Origin of the sequence: Microbacterium salsuginis (genome assembly GCF_012524205.1) — a bacterium.
GTDB lineage: Bacteria > Actinomycetota > Actinomycetes > Actinomycetales > Microbacteriaceae > Microbacterium > Microbacterium salsuginis.
The window spans coordinates 775,499-795,231 of record NZ_JABACI010000001.1 but is presented as its reverse complement, the minus strand read 5'-3'; the positions used below and the strand labels follow the sequence as shown (position 1 = coordinate 795,231).

Genomic DNA, 19,733 nt, shown 5'->3' with positions numbered 1-19,733 from the left:
CGGACTCAGCCCGCCGCGCTCGCCCCAGTCGGGGTGCGTCGCGCCGACGGTGCACCCAGCGCGCGAGAGATGGCGCGGGCGGTCGTCGTGAGCGCGGGCAGCGCGGCGCCCGGCGTCCAGTTCTCGCGGTGCAGCGTCACGCCTACCGCGGCGATCACGCGGTCGCGAGGGCCGCGGATGGCGACGGCCACGGCGATGGCGTTGTGCGTGATCGACTCGTCGGCCACAGCGACCCCGGTACGACGCACATCGGAGAGCACGCGGCGCAGTTCATACGGGTCCGTGACGGTCTTCTTCGTGTACTTCTGCAGCGGAAGCGCGAGCACCTCCTCCTGGAACTGCGGCGAGGCGTGCGCCAGCAGCACCTGGCCGGTGCCGGTCGCGTGCAGGGGCCACCGCCCGCCGAGGCGGCTGAGGACCTGCGCGCCGCCGCGCGCCCGCAGCGACTCCACGTAGACCGTGTCGTGGCCGTCGCGCACCGCCAGGTGCACGTTGGCGTTCATCGCCGCCTGCAGGTCGCCCAGGTGCGGAAGTGCGACCTCGCGCAGATGCATGCCCTGCGGTTCGAGGCAGCCCAGCTCGAGCACGCGCATGCCGATGGCATAGCGGCCCTCGACGGAGCGCTCGAGCGCGCCCCACTCGCGGAGCTCGCCCACGAGGCGATGCGCGGTGCTCAGACTGAGCCCCGCGCGTCGGCTGATCTCGCTCAGCGTGAGGACGAGGTGGTCCTCGTCGAACGCCTCGAGGATCGCCAGCACCCGTTGGGCGGCGGTCATCTGGCCGCTGTGCGCCGAGCGGCGCGAGCGGGCTGAGGGTGCGGACTGAATGGGATTAATGGTCATCGTCGACCAACCTCCGGAAACGTCGTCGTCGCTCAGGGTGGGGAAGTGCCCCTCATCATGGAGCATTTCCCTATGACGATAGTCATGCCATTCCGCCTGGCGGAACGACTGCGACCTCTCGCGGGGACCGGGCGACAGCATCCGTCATCACCTTCCGCCAGGTGGGATGACATTTCGGTGCTCGCGAGCACCGTGTTTACGATCTCGACATGACCATCGACCGAGGACAGCTCGACGAGTTCCGCAAGACCCTCGAGGCCGACGATTACCACCTGTCGGTCGAGCTGATCGACGACCGCGCGCTCGCCCGCATCGAAGCCGGGCCTGCGGCGTGCGCGGAATGCCTGGTTCCCAAGGACTTCATGCGTCAGATGCTCTCGCCGATGCTCGGCGTGGGGGCGGACCGCATCGAGATCACGTATCCGGTCGAGGTGCACACCTCGGGAGTCTGACCTGCTGGTCACACCACCGGAGCGGGCGCCGTCGGCGCGGGGAGCCGGTTCTCGTCCGAGTACACCGGCGACGACAGCAGGAACGGGATCGCGGCACGGCGCGGCTCGTCGATCGGCTCGTCCGGGAACGCGGCCTCGATCGTCGCGTGGCGGTCGACCACGCCCTCGCGGAACTCGGGGTGCGTGAGGATGAACATGTCGCCTCGACGGATGCCGGCCAGCACGCGCTCACCGGCTTCCTCGGCGCTCATGTACGGCTGGTGCCGCGCGGCTTCGGTGAACTCCTGGGGAGGCGGGGTGTACCCCGACTGCCCGTACTGCTCCGGACGGTTCGCCACCGCGGCCGCGATGTTGCTGTGCGTCGGTCCAGGACAGTACGCCGACACCGAGATCCCCTCGGGGAGCAACTCGATGTGCAGCGCCTCCGACAGCCCGATCACGGCCGCCTTCGTCATCGAGTACAGTCCGGCGACGATCGGCATGAGACCCGCCATCGACGAGGTGTTCACGACGGCGCCGCCCTCGCCGTGCGCGCGGATCTTGGGCACGAAGGCCTGGATGCCGTTGCCCACGCCCTTGATGTTGACGTCGATCACCCAGTCCCAGTCGCTGGGCGTGGCGTTCATGACAGGCCCAGTCAGGCCGATCCCGGCGTTGTTGACGAGCACGTCGATGCGGCCGAAGCGCCGCTCCACCTCGTCGGCCGCGGCCTTCATCGCGGGCAGATCGGTGACGTCCACCTGCATCGTCTCGACGGCGAGGCCGCGCTCGGCGAAGATCGACGCGGTCTCGTCCAGATGCGAGCCGGTGCGCCCGGTCGCCACGACCGTCATCCCGGCCCGTGCGAAGGCCAACGCGATGCCCCGCCCGATCCCGCTCGAACCCCCGGTCACGACGGCGACCTTGCCCGCGACATCATTCAACATGCGCTCTCCTTCGTGCTGTGGTGGGCCCAGTCAACGACACGGCGCGGGCACTTTCCGCTTTCCTTCCATGCGGCGAAAGCCTGCTGGTCACGTGCGGCGCGCGGGCGACACGGTAGAGGAAGACCGCAGCCGGCGTCGTCGCCGGCGGCTGACAGCGCAGTCCTCAGCGAAAGGCAGTCCATGAGCACGACGACCAGCGTGGCCGACAGCGCCGCTCCTGCTCGCTCCTCCGCGACGACCACCAGGGCGGTCGTGTGCCGGGCGCCCGGCACGCCGTGGGAGGTCACCGAACTCGAACTCGACGAGCCGCGCGCGAACGAGGTGCGCGTCAAGGTCTACGCCGCGGGGCTCTGCCACTCGGACGACCACATCCAGAAAGGCGATGCGCCGATGCGGATGCCGGTGGTCGGCGGCCACGAAGGCTGCGGCATCGTCGACGCGGTCGGCGACGGCGTCACCCGCGTCAAGGTCGGCGACCGCATCGTCTTCTCGTTCATCCCCGCGTGCGGCAAATGCCGCTACTGCTCCACCGGCAGGCAGAACCTGTGCGACGAGGGCAAGAACGCCTCGACGGGCGAGTTCCCCGACGGCACGTTCCGCTTCCACCAGGACGGCGTCGACTTCGGCGGGCTGTGCGTGCTGGGCACCTTCTCGCAGTACACAGTGGTGTCGGAGTACTCGGTCGTGCCGGTCGCCGACGACCTGCCGTTCGAGGTGGGCGCCGTGATCGGGTGCGGCGTGCCCACCGGATGGGGCTCGGCGGTCCACGCGGCCGGCGTGCGCGCCGGCCAGACCGTCGTGATCTTCGGGGCGGGCGGGGTCGGCAGCAACGCCGTCCAGGGCGCGGCGCTCGCCGGCGCGGAGCGCGTGGTCGTGGTCGACCCGGTGCCGTTCAAGCGCGAGATGGCCGAGGTCTTCGGCGCGACCCACACCTTCGAGACCGCCGAAGAGGCGGCGGAGTTCGTCGTGCAGTCAACGTGGGGCGAGCTCGCCGACCACGCGATCATCACGGTGGGCGTGCTCCACGACAAGGTGATCCACGACGCCGTCAACATCGTCGGCAAGACCGGCCAGGTCACCATCACGGCCGTCGGCAACGGCTGGATCGACGAGAACCCCGGCATGCTCATCGGCTTCCAGCGCCGCATCCAGGGGGCGATCTACGGCGCGTGCAATCCGCTGGTCGACATCCCGCGGCTCGTGAGCCTCTACAAGAGCGGAAAGCTCAAGGTCGACGAGCTCATCACGCGCACCTACTCGCTCGACGAGGTCAACCAGGGCTATCAGGACATGCTCGACGGCAAGAACATCCGCGGCGTCGTCCTCATCGACCACGACAACTGATCCGATCGCAGAGGACGAAGTCATGACGCTCACCACTCCGAACCCGACCCTCGCCGAATCCCTCGTGGTCGACGGCGCGCAGCTCATCGGCGGCGAATGGGTGCCTTCCCGCACCGGGCGCACGCTCGATGTCATCAACCCGGCCAACCGCGAGCGCCTCGCGTCGGTTCCCCGCAGCGACGCGAGCGACATCGACGCGGCGGTCGAGGCCGCGGAGCGCGCGTTTCCCGCGTGGCGCGATCTGAACGCGACCGCACGAGCCGCACTGCTGTTCCGCTGGGCCGCCCTCATCGAGGAGCACTCCGCCGAGATCGACCAGCTCGAGTCGCAAGAGGTCGGGCGCCCGCACTGGGGGCCGCCGCCGATGGCGGGCCAGCTGCGCTTCATCGCCGGTCAGGCCGACAAGGTGCAGGGCGTGTCGCTCCCGACCTACTCGCCGGATGCTCTCGGGTTCACGCTGCGCGAGCCCTATGGCGTGGTCGGGGCCATCATCCCGTGGAACGCGCCCGGTCCGATGTTCGTGACCGAGGTGGGCGCCGCCATCGCGGCGGGCAACACGATCGTCATGAAGCCCGCCGAGGACGCACCGCTCACGCCGCTCGCGCTGGCGAAGCTGTCGATCGACGCCGGCATCCCCGCAGGCGTCATCAACGTCGTCACCGGCTATGGCCACGAGGCGGGCGCGGCGCTGCCCGCACACCCGCGGATCCGGCGCATGGGCTTCACCGGCTCGCCGTTCACCGGCTCGCTCATCATGGCCGCGTGCGCGAAGAACCTCACACCGCTGCACCTCGAGCTGGGTGGCAAATCGCCACAGGTGGTGTTCCCGGACGCCGACCTCGACGTGGCCGTGCCGGCCATGGTCTCGGGCATCACACTCAACACCGGCCAGATCTGCGCCGCCGGCTCGCGCGTCGTCGTGCTGCGCAGCGTCCACGACGAGCTCGTCGAGCGCTTGGCGACGCAGATGCAGAAGATCACGGTCGGTCCGTGGCATCAGCCGGTCAACATGGGGCCCCTCATCAACGAGAAGCAGCACGATCGCGTTCTCGGCTACATCGAGGCGGGCAAGGATGCCGGCGCCGACCTGGTCACCGGGGGAGGCGTCCCGCGCGGCGGCGACTACGGTGACGGCTTCTTCGTCGAGCCGACCCTGTTCGACGGGGTGTCACCCGACATGAAGATCGCTCGGGAGGAGATCTTCGGGCCGGTGCTCTCGGTCATCGCCGTCGACGACGAGCGCGAGGCGATCGAGGTCGCCAACGGCACCGACTACGGTCTGGTCGCCTCCGTGTGGACCAGCGATGTGGGAACCGCCATCCGCATGAGCAGGGCGCTGCAGGCCGGGCAGGTCGCGGTCAACAACGCTCTCGGCGCCGCTGTCATCGGCGGCCCGTTCGGCGGCTACAAGTCGAGCGGCTTCGGCCGCACCATGGGCGCCGACTCGGTGCTCGAGTGGACCCAGGTCAAGACCGTGTCGATGCGTCCCGCGACGCCGGCGCGCTGAGAGACAGGCAGTTCAGCCATGGCAACCATCACCACACGCGCGGCCGTCGCCCACAGCCCCCACGAGGAGTGGGAGCTCACCGAACTGCAGCTCGACGACCCGAAGGAGCACGAGGTCCGCGTCCGCCTCGTGGCCTCGGGCCTGTGCCATTCGGACCACCACATCACCGAGGGCGACGCACCGGTGCGCTTTCCGATCGTGGGCGGCCACGAAGGCGCCGGCATCGTCGAGTCGGTCGGACCGAACGTGCGCCGGGTGAAGCCGGGCGACCGGGTCGTGCTGTCGTACATCCCCGCGTGCGGCGCGTGCCGCCCGTGCTCCACCGGACACCAGAACATGTGCGTCAAGGGCCTCAACGCCGGGACCGGAATGTTCCTCGACGGCACCTACCGGTTCCACCGCGACGGCGAGGACTACGGCGGGTTCTGCTCGCTGGGCACGTTCTCGGAGTACGCCGTCGTGTCGGAGTGGGCCGTCGTGCCGCTGCCGGGGCACATCCCCTTCACCGTCGCGTCGCTGGTCGGCTGCGGCGTGCCCACCGGCTGGGGGTCGGCGGTCTACGCCGCCGGCGTGAGGGCCGGCGACACCGTGGTGATCTTCGGGGCGGGCGGCGTCGGCAGCAACGCGGTGCAGGGCGCCCGATTCGCCGGGGCCAAGGACGTCATCGTCGTCGACCCCGTCGAGTTCAAGCGCGAGAGCGCGCTCACGTTCGGCGCCACGCAGACGTTCGCGACCGCGCAGGAGGCGCACGACTTCGTCGTCTCCACCACGTGGGGGCAGCTCGCCGACCACGCCATCATGACGCCCAACGCCGTCACGGAGGAGATGGTCAACGCCGCGGTCATGATGACGGGCAAGGGCGGCAAGGTCACCATCACGGCCGTCGGCCACCTCACCGAGAAGGCCGTGCACGTGCACGCCGGCATGCTGATCGGCTACCAGCGGCAGATCCGCGGCGCGCTCTTCGGCGACTGCAACCCGCTGTACGACATCCCGCGCCTGCTGCGGCTGTACGACTCCGGAGACCTGAAGCTCGACGAGCTCGTCAGCCGTACCTACTCGCTCGACCAGGTGAACGAGGCCTACGACGACCTCGTCGCCGGTCGCAACATCCGGGGCGTCATCGTCCACGATCCCGCGCTGGCCTGAGCCGAGGCATCCGCCCGTCCCGCGCATCGCTGCCACTGAAGGAGTCCTCGATGTCCCACGCCATCCTCGATCCGACCGGTCGCGCCACGGCCACCGACGCGGTCTCGCTCAGCGGTCTCGCACCGCGGCGCGCCGACCTGCGCGGTGCGCGCGTCGGCCTGCTCGACAACACCAAGCACAACGCGATGCTCTTTCTCACCGAAGTCGGGCGGCTGCTGGTGTCGGAGCACGGCGCCGCCGACGTGTCCATCGTCGAGACCAAGGCCAGCTTCTCGGTGCCGGTCGGTGACGACATCGTCTCGCGGTATCGCGAGGCCTGCGACGTCGTGATCACCGGCGTCGGGGACTGCGGCTCGTGCAGCGCGGCGGCCGTCGCGGACGGGATCAACTTCGAGCGCGCGGGCATCCCGGCTGCCGTGGTGCTGACCGACGCCTTCCTCACGACGGGCCGCACCATGGCGCGCGTCCAGGGCGCGCCGGACTACGAGTGGATCACGACCGAGCATCCGATGGCGGTGCTCGATCCGGAACAGGTGAAGAGCAGGGCCCGGATGCTGCTGCCCGAGGTCGTCGGATCGCTCGTGGGGAGCGGCCGATGAGCGCCCCGGCCGTCGAGGCCGAGCTCGACGCCGACGCCGCGCAGCGGGCGATCGAGCACTGCTACGAGCAGGGCTGGAGCGACGGGCTGCCTCTCGTGCCGGCGACGCGTCCGCTCGTCGACCGGTTCCTGGAGGCCGCGGGACGACCCGCGGACGAGATCATCGGCCATATGCCGCAGGTCGACCGGACGGTCACCGTGGAGCTCGCCGCGATCAACGCGGCGATGGCGGGATGCCGGCCGGAGTACTTCCCGGTGGTGCTGGCGGCGTGGGAGGCGCTCATGCGCGAACGGGCGGCGAAGGGCGGCGGATGGCAGTCCACGAGCGGCCCGGCGCCCCTCATCATCCTGAACGGCCCGGTCCGCGAGCGCCTCGGGTTCAACAGCACCGGCGGCGTGTTCGGCCCCGGGTTCCGTCCGAACGCCACGGTCGCGCGGGCGATCGGACTCATCGTCCGCAACGCGTTCGGAGTCGTGCCTCACGAGCTGGAGCAGGCGACGCAGGGACTGCCGGGGCGATGGTCGATCTGCTTCGGCGAGAACGAGGAGGACAGCCCGTGGCCGCCGCTCGCCGCCGAGCTGGGAATCGCCGGGGATGCCGTGACCGCCACGCTGCTGCGCACATGCGAGTACGTCGACAACCGGCACACCAGTGACCCCGAACAGCTCCTCGGAGACTTCGCCGACACGATCGGGCGCTCCGGCTCGTGGATCTTCCAGCACGCCGGCGTAGGAGTGGTGCTGTGCCCCGAGCACGCCGACCTGCTCGCCGGTGCCGGCTACAGCCGGTCGGATGTGCAGCGCTGGCTGGCGGAGCACTCGGGCCGCTCGACCGAGGCGCTGGCTCGCGCCGGCAAGGACTACGCCGAGAAGGGCGTGCGCAGGCCGGGCGACGGCACCCCCGGCGACCGGTTCCAGCGCACGATCCCCGAGGGCGCGGAATCGAGCATCCTCGTCGCGGTCGCGGGATCGCGCACTGCGGGCATCTCGATGGTCGTGCGGTTCTTCGCCGACTGGTCGGGCACCGCCGTGCCGATCGTGGCCGCCGCGCCGGCGGATGCCGCATGAGCCGCTCTCGCACCCCATGTCAGGGCCGCATGCCGGCCGAACACCCAACGAAGGCGAGTCGCAGATGACCCAGATGGTGCGTGCCGCGGTCCAGACCGGACCGCGAGCGATCGAGATGCGCGAGTTCGCGCGACCGAGAGTGGGCGCCGACGACGGCCTGCTGCGCGTGGAGGCCAACGGCATCTGCGGCAGTGACATCGAGATCTATCGCGGTCACATCGGCACGAACCGCGATCCGTTCATCCCTGGCCACGAGCCCATGGGGATCATCGAGGAGCTCGGCGAACGGGCGGCCGAGCGGTGGGGCGTGCAGGTCGGCGATCGCGTCGCGCTCGAGGTCATCGTGCCGTGCCGTGCCTGCCACGACTGCCTCAGCGGCAGGTACCAGGCGTGCCGGTTCCGCAAGTACGGGCACGGCGTCACCGGCATCGATGTCGAGCCGAGCCTGTGGGGCGGATTCGCCGAATACCTCTACCTCTCTCCCAACACGGTGCTGCACAAGATCGACAAGACGCTGCCGGTGGAGATCGCCGCGATGTACAACCCGCTCGGCGCGGGTGTGCGCTGGGCCGTCGATCTGGGCGAGGTCGGCCTGGGCGATTCGCTCCTGGTGCTGGGCGCAGGGCAGCGGGGCCTCGCCGCCGTCATCGCGGCCAAGGCCGCAGGCGCCTCCCAGGTGTTCGTGACGGGCCTCGAGAGCGACGCGCACAAGCTCGCCGCGGCGCGAGAGCTCGGTGCCGACCACACGTTCGTCGTCGACGGCGACGATCCCGTCGACGTCGCCGCAGCGGTCCACGATCTCACCGACGGGCGCGGGGTCGACGTCGCCCTCGAAGTGACGCCGATGGCCGCGAAGCCCATCACCGATGCCATGCTCGCGACGCGCCACGGCGGCCGCGTCGTGCTGGCGGGACTCAAAGGGCACCGCGAGATCCCCATCACGACCGACCTCATCATCAATCGGGCTCTCACCATCAAGGGCGCGTTCGGGGTCGACTCCACCGCCAACAAGAAGGCCATCGCCCTCCTGGAGTCGGGCCGCTTCCCCCTCGAGAAGCTTCACACGCACACGTTCGGGCTCGACGAGGTGGGCGTCGCGATCGAGACGCTCGCCGGCGAGACCGACGACAAGACCGCCATCCACGTCTCGGTGCATCCGAGCTTCGCCTGACCGGAGGACGCCCAACGTGATCGTCGACGCCCACGCGCACCTGCTGCCCAAGGACTATCCGGCAGACGCCCCGTCCTGCTTCCCTCACATGGAGCCCATCGAGGACTCGACCGACCGCCTGCTGGTCTTCGGCAAGATGAGGTTCCCCGCGAAGGAGGTCTTCTTCGAGGCGGAGCGCCGCGTCGAGGCGATGGATGCCTCCGACATCGACGCCGAGGTCGTCAGCCCCATGCCGCCACTGCTGCGCTACGACCTGCCCGCCGCCGACGGTCTCGCCCTTGCGCGTCACGTCAACGACTTCGCGGCCGAACTGAGCAGCCACGCACCGGAGCGGATCGTGGCGCTCGGCATGGTTCCGATGCAGGATCCGGATGCCGCGACCGCGGAGCTGGCCGCCATGAAGGAGCAGGGTCTCGCGGGCGTCGAGATCGCCTCGAACATCCTCGGCAGCTCGATCGGGGACGAGAAGTTCCTGCCGTTCTTCCAGGAGGCGCAGCGCCTGGACTTCCCGGTGTTCGTGCACGCGATGCCCTCGCCGATGGACCGGCTGCCGATGTCGGCGATGGGAACCTATGTCGTGGGGATCGAGGGCATGTTCGCCGCGGCATCCCTCATCCTCGGCGGCACCGCCGCGGCGTGCCCCGACCTGCGCATCTCGTTCAGCCACGCAGCCGGAGGCCTTGCCATGATGCTGCCCCGCGCCAACTACTTCTGGGGCGGATCCTGGAACGAGGAGCCGCCTGACCGCGAGCGCGCGGTCATGCCCGACGACGGGCCGTCGCCGCTGGAGTACGCGCGGCGGTTCTACTACGACGCGATGGTGTTCGACCGGCGCACGATCCGCTACCTCATCGACCTCCTCGGGGCCGACCGGCTGCTGGTCGGCTCGGACTTCCCCGCGATGCTCCGCGAGGAGCCGGGAGCCAAGACGCTGCGCGACATGCAGCTGCCCGATGACGAGTGGGCGGACATCAGTCACCGCAACGTCTTCCGCTGGCTCGGTCGAGGCGACCTCGGCAGCGCGACGGTCGCGGCGGGAGCCGCTCGCACGGGCGCCCGCTGACCCACCGCAGCGCCCCGGCGTCACGAGCGCCGGGGCGCTTCGGCGTGCCCGCCGCACGGTGTCGTGCGGGCGCTCACGCCGCCGGCCCCGGGGTCTCTTTCGTCGGGTGGAAGTCGCATGGATCGGGCCCATCCCGTCGGGAAGACTCCCACCAAGTCCGGTCGCCCGAGGGCATAGCGGTCATGGCAGACCCACTCGCCGAACCGCACACCGGTCCACGATCAGGGAGCATCACATGAAGAGAAGTGCGAAAGGCGCACGGTCAGCAGCGCGGCTGATCGGGGTGCTCGCGGTCGTCGCGAGCATGAGCGTGTGGGCGACCGCATGCGGCGCGGGCGGAGCCGATCCCGACAGCGGATCGGTCGACGGAGGCGGCGAGCCGCAGGCCGGGGGAGACCTCACGGTCCTGGTGGACGCCGGCTTCGCAGGCGGGTGGGCCACCGGCCTCGACCCGGCCACCAGCAACACCACCGGCGCGAACCTGCCGCAGAACTCGGCCATCTTCGGCGGGCTGTTCACGCTCGAAGCGGACGAGGACGGCAGCAACGCCCGCATCGAGCCGAACCAGGCCGAGAGCTACGCGTGGAGCGACGACGAGCTGACGCTGACGGTCACGCTGCGCGGCGGAATCACCTTCTCGGACGGGACGCCGCTGAACGCCGAGGCGGTGGTGTGGAACTGGATCCGCGCCCTCAACTCGGGCAGCACCGGCGCACCCCGCATCGACCTCGATCTGACCCTCCCGGCGCCGCAGCTGAGCGAGGACTTCATGACGAGCCTGTGGGCCGCGCTTCCCGCGGATGTCGACCAGGCCGCGGTCCAGCAGCAGCTGGGTGCGATCCGCGCGGTCGACGACCTCACCGTCGAGCTGCAGCTGGCGACCGTCAACGGCTCGCTCGTCAACGGATTCCCCACGTCGAGCTTCAACCTCATCGCATCGCCCACCGCGTACGCGGAGCTCGGCGGCGAGGCCTTCAAGCAGACTCCGGTCGCGGCGGGTCCCTTCATCATCGAGAGCAACAAGCTCAGCGAGCGACTCGAGCTGTCGAAGAACCCGGAGTACTTCAAGGACGGACTTCCGTACCTCGACGCGCTGACCTTCCAGTCCGTGGCGGGCGACCAGGTCGCCTACCAGACGCTGCTGGCCGGACAGGGCGACGTGGTCGAGGGCCTCAGCGCCGTCACGCTGATCCAGCAGGCGCAGGGCAACCCCGATGTGAACGTGCTGCTGTCGCCGCCCACCTCGCCCTACGTCATCCAGCTCAACACCCGCACCGCGCCGTTCGACGACAAGCGGGCTCGCGAGGCGATCTACTACGCGACGGACTTCGCCGCCATCAACAAGGGACTGTTCCAGGACGAGGGCGACATGAGCCAGTCCTTCACGGCATCGGGGGGTCTGTTCTACAACCCCGACGTCGAGGGGTACCGCGAGTACGACCCCGAGAAGGCGAAGGAGCTCGTCGACGAGATGGGCGGGCTCACGGTGCAGCTGGGAACGACGGACATCGTGACGGCGCGCTCGGTGACCACGGCGCTGCAGACGCAGTGGCAGGAGGCGGGCATCGACGTCGAGATCAGCGCCGAGCCGCTCGGCGACGTCATCACGCGGTTCATCGCCGGCGACTGGCAGGCGCTGCTGCAGACGGCGGGTGCGTGGGATCCGTCGGTCGGCATCGGCGTCGCGGTGCGGTTCGGATCGACCTCGCCGTTCAGCGGAACGCCGCTGCCCGAAGGCGCTGCGACGGCGACGGATGCCCTCGCCCAGGGTCTCACCACCGAGCTCGACGATCTCCTCCAGGCGGCGGTCGCGACCACCGACGAGGCGGAGCGCAAGGAGGCGTACGACGCCGTGGCGAAGTACATCTCCGACGAGGCGTACGCACCGTTCGGCATGGCGTTCTCACCCGCTCAGGTCGTCCGCAAGGGCGTGCACGGGCCCGGTCTGACCACCCCCATCCCCGCGCTCGCGGTCAACAGCGGCGTGCTGTACGACCGCGTGTGGGTCGAGGGCGGCCAATGACAGCCACCGTCGAGACGACGTCCATCCGCGCCGAGAAGCCCCGCGGGCTTCTCGGCCGGGTGGCCGGCTCGCCGCTGGTCCGGCTGGTGGTGCGGCGCGTCCTCATCGCCATCCCGCTGCTGCTCGCGGTCAGCGTGCTCACGTTCGCCCTCATGGAGGCGATGCCCGGCGATCCCGCGCGGAACATGGCGGGAATGGATGCCACCGAGGCCGAGGTCGAGGCGGTCCGCGAGCAGCTGGGGCTGGACCGCCCGCCGGTCGAGCGGTATCTCACGTGGCTCGGCGGCTTCGTCACCGGCAACCTCGGCCGCTCGACCGTGAGCGGGCAGACCGTGGCCTCCATGCTCGACGAGCGGATGCCGGTCACGGTCGAGCTGGTGGCGTTCGCGTTCATCCTCTCGCTGGCGATCTCGGTGCCGGTCGCCCTCATGGCAGCCCGGCGCCCCGGCGGGATCTTCGACCGCATCGTGATGGTGATCTCGATGACGCTCCTCGCCGTGCCCAACTACGTGATGGCGCTGCTGCTCGTGCTGGTGTTCGCCGTCAGCCTGCGGGTGCTCCCGGCGATCGGCTACGTCCCGATCCAGGAGGATCTCCCCGGCAATCTGCGCTCGGTCACCCTCCCGGTGCTGGCGCTGGGTCTTCCGATCGCCTGCTTCTACGCGCGCTTCCTGCGGGGCGACCTCGTCGAGCAGATGAACTCCGCCGACTACGTCGAGACGGCGCGCGCCAAGGGCGTGGGCCCGTGGAAGGTGCTGTGGTCGCACGCCTTCCGCAACTCGTCGTTCGGACTGCTGACGCTCGTCGGACTCAACGTCGGGGGACTCATCGGCGGCACGGTGATCGTCGAGCAGATCTTCTCGATGCCGGGCCTGGGAGTCATGATGCTGCAGGGCGTCGGCTCGCAGGACATCGCCGTCGTGCAGGCCTGCGTCTTCATCTTCGCGGCGGTCGCCGTGTTCGCCAACCTGTTCGTCGACGTGATGTACGCCGTACTCGACCCGAGGATCCGCTATGGCAGTCGCTGACGCGGCGACCACCGCCGCCGCTCTCACCCCGATCGACGTCGTCGACCGGAGCATCGTCTGGGCGCGATGGCGCCGTCGGCTGGTGGTGTGGCTGCCGGCGGGATTCGTCGTGCTGCTGCTGCTGACGTGCTTCGTCGGCCCGTATGTGCTGCCGCTGCCCGCGCCCGTCGGAGGGAGCGTCCTGGAGAGCAGCCTCCCGCCGGGCTCGCCCGGTCATCCGCTCGGGACCGACATCAACGGCAATGACGTCCTCTCGAGGCTGATCTACGGCGGGCAGGCCTCGCTCACGGTCGCCATCGCGACGAACGTCATCGGGCTGCTGATCGGCGGCCTCGTCGGGGCGCTCTCGGGATACCTCGGCGGGCGAGCCGACACGTGGATCATGCGCGGGCTGGATGTGCTCATCGCGTTCCCGTCGCTCGTCCTGACGATCGCGATCGCGCAGGTGCTCGGACCCAGCCTCCCCAACACGGTGCTGGCACTCCTGGCGTTCAGCATCCCGGCCGTCGCCCGCATCGCGCGCTCCGCGACGCTCCGCGTGGTGAACATGCCGTTCGTACAGGCGGCGAGCCTCAGCGGCAGTCCGTGGTGGCGCGTGCTGCTGCGTCACATCGCGCCCAACATCACGCCGCAGATGCTCAACTTCGCGCTGCTGGGCATGGGCATCGTCATCGTCACCGAGGGTGCGCTGAGCTTCCTCGGGATGGGCATCCCGGCGCCCAGTCCGAGCTGGGGAAACATGATCTACGAGGGCCAGCAGTCGCTCTCGGCGACGCCGCTGCTGGTGCTGTGGCCGAGTCTCGCGCTGCTGGTGACCGTGCTGGCGTTCAACCTCCTGGGAGAGAACGTCCGAGACGAGATGAGCGGGCGATGAAGCTGGCAGAGCGAATGGATGCCGACACCACGACCGGCACGGACGACCGGCGGGTCGTGCTCGAGGTCGACGACCTGCGCGTGACGTTCTCACGTGCGGGGCGCCGCATCCATGCCGTCAACGGGCTGTCGTACCGGCTGTACGCCGGCCGCATGCTCGCGATCATCGGCGAGTCCGGCTCGGGCAAGTCGGTCAGCGTGCGCGCCCTCATGGGCCTGCTGCCGCCGAGCGCCTTCATCGCCGGCTCGGCACGGCTGGCGGGCACCGAGCTGGTGGGCATGAGCGAGAAGGAGATGCGGCGCATCCGCGGCGACGAGATCGCGATGGTCTTCCAGGACCCGGCACGCTCGCTCAACCCCACGATGAGCGTCGGCGCACAGATCACCGAGGCGATCCGCACGAAGAGCACGATCGACCGCAAGGCCGCCGCGGCGCGCGCCGTCGAGCTGCTCAAGCTGGTGCGGCTCCCCGCCGCCGAGCGGCGGTTCCACGAGTACCCGCACCAGCTGTCGGGCGGCATGCGGCAGCGCGTCATGATCGCGATCGCGCTGGCGTCCAACCCGAAGGTGCTGATCGCCGACGAGGCGACCACCGCCCTGGATGTCACGACGCAGGCGCAGATCATGGAGCTGCTGGTCGACCTGCAGGACCGGCTGGGCACGGCGGTCATCATGATCAGCCACGACCTCGGCCTCGCGGCCAGCTATGCCGACGAGGTGCTGGTGATGTACGGCGGGCGCGCTGTGGAGCACGCCGCGACCGACACGCTGTTCCGCAACGTCCGGATGCCGTACACCAAGGCGCTGCTCGGAGCGATCCCGCAGCTCACGACGCCCCCGCACTCCATGCTCACCGTGATCGGCGGACACCCGCCCGACCTGTCGGCGCTGCCTCCGGGCTGTGCGTTCGCGCCGCGCTGCCCGCGCGCGACGGCGCGATGCGCCGAACGGCCGCCGTTGGACGAGCACGAACCCGGTCACCGTTACGCGTGCTGGCACCCGGTGATGCCGGGGGTCGAGCTGGAGACGCCCGCCGACGGCGTGCCCGCCGAGGACGTCGAGCTGGACGATGCCGAGCAGCTGCGCACCGAGGGCCATGTGGCCGCACCGCCGACGCTGCTCACGGCAGGGGTCATTCCCAGCGAGGACCGCGTTCCGACCAAGAGGGAGCAGGCATGAGCGCCGCGCAGACCGCGACCCCCGAGACCGCGATCGCGGTGGCACAGCACGGCGACGCACTGCTGTCGGTGCGCCACCTCGTCCAGGAGTACGTCAGCAGGGGACCGGGCGGCGTCAAGGCCGGCGTCGTGCACGCCGTGTCGGATATCTCGTTCGAACTCGGCGTCGGTCAGACCCTCGGGATCGTCGGCGAGACCGGGTCGGGCAAGTCCACGCTCGCCCGCGCGATCATCCAGGTCGAGAAGCCGAAGTCGGGCGATGTGTACTTCCAGGGGCGCAACATCGTCGGCATCGGCAAGCGCGACCTGCGCCGCGCGCACGCGCAGATCCAGATGGTCTACCAGGATCCGTTCGGGTCGCTCAATCCGCGCTGGCGCGTCGAGGACGTGGTGGCCGAGCCGCTGCTCGGGCACACGTCGATGTCGCGGCAGGCGCGGCGCGCCCGTGTGCGCGAGCTGCTGGATCTGGTCGGCCTCGAGCCCGACGTGTATCTGCGACGTCGACCGCTCGAGCTCTCGGGCGGGCAGGCGCAGCGCGTCGCGATCGCCCGGGCCATCGCGCTGAACCCCGCGCTGATCATCTGCGACGAGGCGATCTCATCGCTGGACGTGCTGATCCAGGCGCAGGTGCTCAACCTCTTCGAGAAGCTGCGATCCGAGCTCGGACTGTCGTACCTGTTCATCGCCCATGATCTCGCCACGGTTCGTCAGATCAGCGACCAGGTGGCCGTGATGCACCTCGGCCAGCTCGCCGAGATCGGACCGGCCGAGTCGGTGTACCGAGCGCCCCGGCATCCGTATACCAAAGCGCTGCTCGACTCGATCCCGGGCCTGGATCCCGAGACGGGCATCGCCCGGCGGCCGGTCCCGCTCACCGGCGAGCCGCCGTCACCGCTCGCGCCGCCGAGCGGCTGCCGGTTCCGCACGCGCTGCCCCCGCGCGCAGGAGCTGTGCGCGGCCGAGACGCCCGCCCTCACCGAGCACGACCCCGGTCACTTCGCGGCGTGCCACTTTCCGCTCGAGGCCCCCGTCGTCGCATCTGAGGACGCACTGCGTGCCTCGATCCGCTCGACGCCGCAGACGGACACCGTGGCGACGCCGGTCACGACCCGCTGAGACCGAAGAGAGAGGGGATGCCGCGGCATCCCCTCTCTCTTCGTGCGCTGTCAGCGTGTGCCGCTGGCGGCGAGCACCGCCTGGGGACTCTCCGCCGGATCGACGTCGTCGCCGAGGCGGCGCCGGAAGTCCGGCGGTATCCAGAGGTCGGAGCGCCGGAGCTCGTGCACGCTCGATCGGCCCAGGCCGTAGACCGCCGAGTCGAGACCCGATCGCAGGATGTCGAGCACATTCTCGACGCCGGCCTGCCCGTTCGCGGCGAGCCCCCACAGATAGGCCCGGCCGATCAGCACGGCCTTCGCGCCCAGGGCGAGGGCCTTGGCGACATCACCGCCGCGACGGATGCCGCCATCCAGCAGCACCTCGACGTCCGAGCCGACGGCGTCGACGATGTCGGGGAGCAGACGGATGGAAGCCGGGGTGGAGTCGAGGTTGTTCCCGCCGTGGTTCGAGACCGAGATCGCGCTCATGCCGACGTCGACCGCGCGGCGTGCGTCGTCCAGCCGGGTGATGCCCTTGAGCATCATCGGGCCGTCCCACTGCGCGCGCAGCCACGCGAGGTCCTCCCAGGTCGGCGGGGGAGTGCTCATCCACTCGCCGTACGCACCGAAGAACGTCGGCGCCGGCTCGTCGCCGACGACCAGGTTGGGGGCGGACAGATCGGGGATGCCCTGGCGCAAGAAGCGATACGCCCAGCCCGGCCGCGTGATCGCGGCGGGGATGTACTCGACCATCGTCTTCAGCGTGATCCGCTCGGGGATGCGAGGGCTGCCCCAGTCGCGCCCGTTCGAGAACGACCAGTCCAGCGTGACGATGATGGCGCGCGCACCTGCTGCCCGGGCGCGCTCGAGCCGGCGCGCGATCGTCTCACGGCCGCCCTGCCAGTACACCTGGTAATGCAGTGGCGCACCGGCTGCGGCGACCTCCTCGACGGGCTTGCTCGCGAACGAGCTGAGCGACATCGCGATGCCGCGGGCGGCGGCGGCACGAGCGACGGCGACCTCGCCGTCCGGGTGCACCGCCTGGACTCCCGTCGGGCTGATGATCACCGGGAACGAGAGGTCGGTGCCGAGCACGCTCGTCGACAGATCCCGCCGGGCGGGCAGATCGGCGACGTGGGGCGACATTCCGAGCTCGCTGAAGGCCGCCATGTTGTCGGCGTAGGTGACGCCCTTCTCGGAGCCCGCGAGGAGTGCGCCATAGACCGACGCCGGCAGGCGCCTCTTGGCGCGCCGCTGCGCCTCGGCCACCGTCTCGAACCATTCGTTCTTCGCCATCACCGCTCCTCGAGTCGTGCCGCGAACCCGGCGACCGGGCTCGTGTTGCATGCCGACACGGGCGGGGCCACGGGTCGCCTGCGCTCGAGCGTGAGCGGCACGGCGCGGGATCCGGTCGATCGCACGCCGGTGTTTCGCGGTCGCGGCGGCGAGGTGCGATGCGAGCGGTCGACGCTGGGCTTCGGCCGCTCTCGTTCCGCGCTCGCGAGAGCCTCCTCGCCGAAGCCGCGCACGCATTCCGGGTCGGGACCGTCCAGCGGCAGGCCGGTGAAGAACTTGGCCGCCATGCAGCCGCCCTTGCACGTGTCGAAGAACTGGCAGCTCGAGCATGCCCCGCCGGACTGCGGCGAGCGCAGCCGGGCGAACAGCTCGGACTCCCGCCACACCTCGCCGAAGCCGCCCTCGCGGATGGAGCCGGCGAGGAACTCCTCGTGGATCGCGAACGGGCACGCGTAGACGTCGCCGATCGGGTCGATGAGGCACACCACCCGGCCTGCGCCGCACAGGTTCAGACCCGGCAGCGTCTCGCCGAGTGCCGACAGGTGGAAGAACGAGTCCCCGGTGAGGACGTTCTCGCCGTGGCGCAGCAGCCAGTCGTACAGCTCCCGCTGCTGCTCCTGCGTCGGATGCAGCTCGTTCCACACGTCGGCGCCACGTCCTGCCGGGCGCAGGCGCGTCAGCCGCAGCTGCGCGCCGAACCGGTCGGCGATGGCCTTGAACTCGTCGAGCTGCGGGATGTTGGTGCGGGTGCACACGACCGAGAGCTTCAGCCGGGTCATCCCGGCCGACGAGAGCCGTTCCAGCGCCCGCATCGCCAGGTCGAACGACCCGGGTCCGCGGATCGCGTCGTTGACCTCGGCGGTGGCGCCGTCGAGGGAGATCTGGATGTCGACGTAGTCGTTCAGCGCGAGCTTGGCGGCGATCTCCTCGGTGATGCGCACGCCGTTCGTCGAGAACTTGACTCCGACGTCGTGGCTGGTGGCGTAGTCGACGATCTCCCAGAAGTCGGAGCGGACCGTCGGCTCGCCACCGCCGATGTTGACGTAGAAGACCTTCATGCGCTGCAGCTCGTCGATGACGGCCTTGCACTCGTCGGTGGTGAGCTCGCGCGGGTCGCGACGACCGGATGCCGACAGGCAGTGGATGCACGACAGGTTGCACGCGTAGGTCAGCTCCCACGTCAGGCAGATCGGCGAGTTCAGCCCGCTCTCGAAATGGTCGACGAGGCGCTTCGGCCGCACGGGGGGCGCGCTTGCGAGGGCCGACGGTGGAGCCGGCGCGGGGGCGATCAGGGTCATGCGGCACGCTCCACGAGCATCTCGGATGCGCGCAGTGTGTCGAGCGCGCGCAGGTAGGCGGGGATCTCGGCGTCGCGGACGCCGGCCGTCGCGAGGGCTTCGCCGACGGTCGCATCGTCCATGTTCTCGACGACGGCGAGCAGCTGCGGCGACTTCAGGAACGACAGCTGACGCGTGCCGAAGTGATACAGCAGCGCGCCGAACGGCTCCGGCCGGATCGACACGCGAGGGTGCACGCGCAGCGTGCTGTGGAGCGTGAGATCGGACATCGGCGGCTCAGTAGACGCCGCACATGCCGTCGATCGAGACTTCTTCGACCAGCGACTCGGACTCGATCTCGGCGGCCTCGGGGGCGGGGGATGCGGTCGTGCGGTCCATCGTGACTTCCTCTCTGAAGCGGCGGCACCGCGTCGTCGCGGCGTGGCTGAGATATTACTGGCATCCAGTGCCAATTAAAAGACTCTCGAAGAGACGGCCTCTCACACCGCCGACGCGAACCGGCGCAGCCCGGGTCGAGCGTCGAGTACTTCGGCGAGTTCGGGCACCGCGCCGTCCGCCGTCCGCCAGTCCCGGTAGGCCTGCTCGTCTTCGGCGCTGCGCCACTCCTCATAGAGCGTCCACGCCCGCGGATCGTCGCGGTCGACGAGCCAGTCGATGCGCTCCGCGCCGGGGAAGGCGCGCGTCTGGTCGAGCATCGGCCCGAACAGCGCGCGAGCCTGTCCGATCCGGTCCTCGGCGATGTGGAACTCGACGATGGCGACGATCGGCATGAGTCCTCCGGGATCTGTGCCGCGCGCGGCGCGCGGATCGCGGCCACGCT

At 70.1% G+C, this 19,733-nt stretch carries 20 protein-coding genes; 13 read left to right on the top strand and 7 right to left on the bottom strand.

The window, feature by feature from the left end; all coding sequences use genetic code 11:
* Nucleotides 1–5: 5 nt before the first annotated feature.
* Nucleotides 6–776 carry an IclR family transcriptional regulator gene (locus tag HF576_RS03910; RefSeq protein WP_168911440.1) on the bottom strand — a complete coding sequence of 257 codons (771 nt, stop codon included), beginning with the start codon at nt 774–776 and terminating at the stop codon, nt 6–8.
* Between the two features lie 275 nt (nt 777–1,051).
* On the opposite strand from HF576_RS03910, the gene HF576_RS03905 reads away from it, so the two are divergent.
* The gene (locus tag HF576_RS03905) at nt 1,052–1,294 is read left to right on the top strand and encodes a hypothetical protein (protein WP_168911439.1); all 243 of its coding nucleotides are present in this window, start codon (nt 1,052–1,054) and stop codon (nt 1,292–1,294) included.
* An 8-nt stretch (nt 1,295–1,302) separates the two neighbouring features.
* Here the strand turns inward: HF576_RS03905 and HF576_RS03900 are convergent, their stop codons facing one another.
* The gene (locus tag HF576_RS03900) at nt 1,303–2,220 is read right to left on the bottom strand and encodes an SDR family NAD(P)-dependent oxidoreductase (RefSeq protein ID WP_168911438.1); all 918 of its coding nucleotides are present in this window, start codon (nt 2,218–2,220) and stop codon (nt 1,303–1,305) included.
* A gap of 180 nt (nt 2,221–2,400) precedes the next feature.
* On the opposite strand from HF576_RS03900, the gene HF576_RS03895 reads away from it, so the two are divergent.
* The 12 genes from HF576_RS03895 (at nt 2,401) to HF576_RS03840 (ending at nt 16,338) form a co-directional block, all read left to right on the top strand.
* Complete coding sequence (locus HF576_RS03895) at nt 2,401–3,564, top strand: NDMA-dependent alcohol dehydrogenase (RefSeq protein ID WP_168911437.1); 1,164 nt, start codon at nt 2,401–2,403, stop codon at nt 3,562–3,564.
* 22 nt (nt 3,565–3,586) lie between these two features.
* Nucleotides 3,587–5,071 (top strand): aldehyde dehydrogenase family protein, encoded by a 1,485-nt coding sequence (locus tag HF576_RS03890; protein WP_168911436.1) that lies wholly within the window; start codon nt 3,587–3,589, stop codon nt 5,069–5,071.
* Nucleotides 5,072–5,089: 18 nt separating this feature from the next.
* Nucleotides 5,090–6,220, top strand: coding sequence for an NDMA-dependent alcohol dehydrogenase (locus HF576_RS03885; RefSeq protein WP_168911435.1), 1,131 nt, complete (start codon nt 5,090–5,092; stop codon nt 6,218–6,220).
* Between the two features lie 50 nt (nt 6,221–6,270).
* A complete protein-coding gene (locus HF576_RS03880; RefSeq protein WP_168911434.1) occupies nt 6,271–6,819 on the top strand; it encodes a UGSC family (seleno)protein in 549 nt (182 codons plus the stop codon).
* Entirely contained in the window at nt 6,816–7,886 is a 1,071-nt protein-coding gene (locus HF576_RS03875) for a hypothetical protein (RefSeq protein ID WP_168911433.1), read from the top strand. The genes HF576_RS03880 and HF576_RS03875 overlap by 4 nt, the downstream gene beginning before the upstream one ends.
* 64 nt (nt 7,887–7,950) lie before the next feature.
* Nucleotides 7,951–9,057: a zinc-dependent alcohol dehydrogenase gene (locus HF576_RS03870; RefSeq protein WP_168911432.1), complete on the top strand. Its 1,107-nt coding sequence runs from the start codon at nt 7,951–7,953 to the stop codon at nt 9,055–9,057.
* A gap of 16 nt (nt 9,058–9,073) precedes the next feature.
* Nucleotides 9,074–10,120, top strand: a complete 1,047-nt coding sequence (locus HF576_RS03865) for an amidohydrolase family protein (protein ID WP_168911431.1) — start codon at nt 9,074–9,076, stop codon at nt 10,118–10,120.
* A 235-nt stretch (nt 10,121–10,355) separates the two neighbouring features.
* The gene (locus HF576_RS03860) at nt 10,356–12,143 is read left to right on the top strand and encodes an ABC transporter substrate-binding protein (RefSeq protein ID WP_168911430.1); all 1,788 of its coding nucleotides are present in this window, start codon (nt 10,356–10,358) and stop codon (nt 12,141–12,143) included.
* Nucleotides 12,140–13,171, top strand: coding sequence for an ABC transporter permease (locus HF576_RS03855; protein ID WP_168911429.1), 1,032 nt, complete (start codon nt 12,140–12,142; stop codon nt 13,169–13,171). The genes HF576_RS03860 and HF576_RS03855 overlap by 4 nt, the downstream gene beginning before the upstream one ends.
* Entirely contained in the window at nt 13,158–14,045 is an 888-nt protein-coding gene (locus HF576_RS03850; RefSeq protein ID WP_168911428.1) for an ABC transporter permease, read from the top strand. The genes HF576_RS03855 and HF576_RS03850 overlap by 14 nt, the downstream gene beginning before the upstream one ends.
* Nucleotides 14,042–15,223 (top strand): ABC transporter ATP-binding protein, encoded by a 1,182-nt coding sequence (locus HF576_RS03845; protein WP_205834674.1) that lies wholly within the window; start codon nt 14,042–14,044, stop codon nt 15,221–15,223. The genes HF576_RS03850 and HF576_RS03845 overlap by 4 nt, the downstream gene beginning before the upstream one ends.
* Nucleotides 15,220–16,338 (top strand): ABC transporter ATP-binding protein, encoded by a 1,119-nt coding sequence (locus HF576_RS03840; protein WP_168911427.1) that lies wholly within the window; start codon nt 15,220–15,222, stop codon nt 16,336–16,338. The genes HF576_RS03845 and HF576_RS03840 overlap by 4 nt, the downstream gene beginning before the upstream one ends.
* Nucleotides 16,339–16,388: 50 nt before the next feature.
* On the opposite strand, the gene mftD is transcribed toward HF576_RS03840, so the two are convergent.
* From mftD to HF576_RS03815, 5 genes are all read right to left on the bottom strand, one after another.
* A complete protein-coding gene (mftD, locus tag HF576_RS03835) occupies nt 16,389–17,615 on the bottom strand; it encodes a pre-mycofactocin synthase MftD (RefSeq protein ID WP_168911426.1) in 1,227 nt (408 codons plus the stop codon).
* The gene (gene mftC, locus HF576_RS03830; RefSeq protein WP_168911425.1) at nt 17,615–18,913 is read right to left on the bottom strand and encodes a mycofactocin radical SAM maturase; all 1,299 of its coding nucleotides are present in this window, start codon (nt 18,911–18,913) and stop codon (nt 17,615–17,617) included. The genes mftD and mftC overlap by 1 nt, the downstream gene beginning before the upstream one ends.
* On the bottom strand, nt 18,910–19,182 hold the full coding sequence (gene mftB / locus HF576_RS03825; RefSeq protein ID WP_168911424.1) for a mycofactocin biosynthesis chaperone MftB: 273 nt from the start codon (nt 19,180–19,182) through the stop codon (nt 18,910–18,912). The genes mftC and mftB overlap by 4 nt, the downstream gene beginning before the upstream one ends.
* A 7-nt stretch (nt 19,183–19,189) precedes the next feature.
* Complete coding sequence (gene mftA, locus HF576_RS03820) at nt 19,190–19,291, bottom strand: mycofactocin precursor MftA (protein WP_168911423.1); 102 nt, start codon at nt 19,289–19,291, stop codon at nt 19,190–19,192.
* A 101-nt stretch (nt 19,292–19,392) separates the two neighbouring features.
* A complete protein-coding gene (locus HF576_RS03815) occupies nt 19,393–19,683 on the bottom strand; it encodes a putative quinol monooxygenase (protein WP_168911422.1) in 291 nt (96 codons plus the stop codon).
* Between the last annotated feature and the right edge of the window lie 50 nt (nt 19,684–19,733).